Raw genomic sequence first — 1,601 nt, 5'->3', positions numbered from 1 at the left:
CTAGGCCGTGTTTTGAAAGTGGTGCACGATGGGGTCGACCGCGTACCGATCGAAAGAAGCCTCGTGGTTGACCCCGTGCTCAAGCACGCCCTGCGCCGCCTCCGCTCTGTGAAGTCGCAGCGGCCGCCCGATGCGTGCTCTGCCGAGTTCGCTGACTGGCGGGAGAGGATCGCTGCGGCCTTGGACACGTTGGCCCCCGTGCTGGTCTTCGAGGAGGACAGGGTCAGGGCCAGAGCGGAGGCAGGAGCAGCACGGGAACAGGCGGAAGACGTTCGACGCCGGGGCGAGATCAGGGCTGGCGAGTGCTGATAATGCGGGCGGCCATCCAGAAGGTGAGGTCGCGGGCGATGTCGTTGATGCTGGTCGAGGTGGTGACCTCGTGCTCGTTGCGGATGGTATCACGGCGGACGATCTCGTAGCCGCCTTCGTCCAGGACGGCCACGGAGGCGAACCAGACGGGGTCGTCCTCGTCGGGCTGGACGACGACGAAGGTGTTGTCGGAGTCGTTGAGGTCGCTGATCAGCATGAACAGCGCGTCCTCGGAGGGGTCGTTGATGCGGTCGCCGTTCTCGCTGTCGGCGCCGTAGTACTGAGCCCCCATCGTTGTCGCTCCTCGCTCTGTCCACCGTGGTCGCGGTCAGCATGGCATGGGTGAGCGACAGCACCGGCAGGTCACAGCCATTCGCCGATCGCGGCTATCAGGACGGTGGCCTCGAAGCGGACCGCGAGTTTGTCGAACCGTGCGGCCACCGCGCGGTTGCGCTTGAGGCGGTTGATCCCGCACTCGACCGCGTGCCGGGCCTTGTAGTCCTTGCGGTCGAAGGCAGGAGGCCGCCCGCCGGCCTTCCCCTTCCGCTTGCGGTTCCCGGCCTGGTCGGCGGGCTCCGGGATCGTGCACCGGATCCCGCGCTTTCGCAGGTAGGCCCGGTTGGCGCGGGACGAATACGCCTTGTCGCCCCGCACTCGCAGCGGACGGACACGCGGACGGCCGGGCCCGGTGCGGGGTACTCGGATGCCTTCCAGCACGGTGGCGAACTGGGGGCTGTCGCCGCTTTGGCCTGCGGTCACCAGCAAAGACAAAGGCCGCTGGCCTTGTTCGCAGGCCAGGTGGATTTTGGTGGTGAATCCTCCCCGTGACCGGCCCAGGCCATGGTCGTCGGGTTCGACCTGGACACCGCCTGGCGGTTCCTTCTGGGCCTGTCCGTCGCGGCGGGCGCCCGCCGCGTGCTGGTGGGCCCGGCAGATCGTGGAGTCGACGTTGACCTCCCACGTGATCAGCCCGGCCGCGTCCGCCCGGGCTTGCAGTCTGGTCAGCAGCTCAGACCAGATGCCGTCGCGCTGCCAGCGGCGGAAAAGACCGTAGACCGTCTGCCACGGCCCGTAGTCCGTCGGCAGATCCCGCCACGGAGCACCGGTCCGCACGCGCCACCGGATACCGTCGATCAGCTTCCGCCGGCCCGGAGACGGTCTACCCAACACCGCAACCGGCAACAACGGCTCCAGCACCGACCACTGCTCGTCAGAAAGATCCCCTCGTCCCACATCAAGATCATCACGATGCGGGACGAGGAACGGAGCCGACTTTCAAAACAGGGCCTAGC

3 protein-coding genes are annotated in these 1,601 nt (G+C 67.5%); 1 reads left to right on the top strand and 2 read right to left on the bottom strand.

Translation table 11 applies throughout. The annotated features are described in order from the left end of the window. Window positions 1-309, top strand: a 309-nt coding sequence (locus ACIPW5_RS39880) for a hypothetical protein (RefSeq protein WP_401256432.1), incomplete at its 5' end; no start/stop codon positions are given. On the opposite strand, the gene ACIPW5_RS39875 is transcribed toward ACIPW5_RS39880, so the two are convergent. Beyond that, a complete protein-coding gene (locus tag ACIPW5_RS39875; RefSeq protein ID WP_401256429.1) occupies window positions 290-601 on the bottom strand; it encodes a hypothetical protein in 312 nt (103 codons plus the stop codon). The genes ACIPW5_RS39880 and ACIPW5_RS39875 overlap by 20 nt on opposite strands. A 71-nt stretch (window positions 602-672) precedes the next feature. Continuing rightward, the gene (locus ACIPW5_RS39870) at window positions 673-1,542 is read right to left on the bottom strand and encodes an IS5 family transposase (protein ID WP_401256427.1); all 870 of its coding nucleotides are present in this window, start codon (window positions 1,540-1,542) and stop codon (window positions 673-675) included. Window positions 1,543-1,601: the final 59 nt, after the last annotated feature.

Origin of the sequence: Streptomyces sp. NPDC090077 (assembly GCF_044747545.1) — a bacterium.
Lineage (GTDB): Bacteria > Actinomycetota > Actinomycetes > Streptomycetales > Streptomycetaceae > Streptomyces.
This window is presented reverse-complemented; position numbering and strand designations above follow the sequence as displayed.

Bases quoted from the DNA above. Each gene is read 5' to 3' on its own strand.
- ACIPW5_RS39875 (WP_401256429.1), bottom strand. From the start codon at position 601: ATGGGGGCTCAGTACTACGGCGCCGACAGCGAGAACGGCGACCGCATC.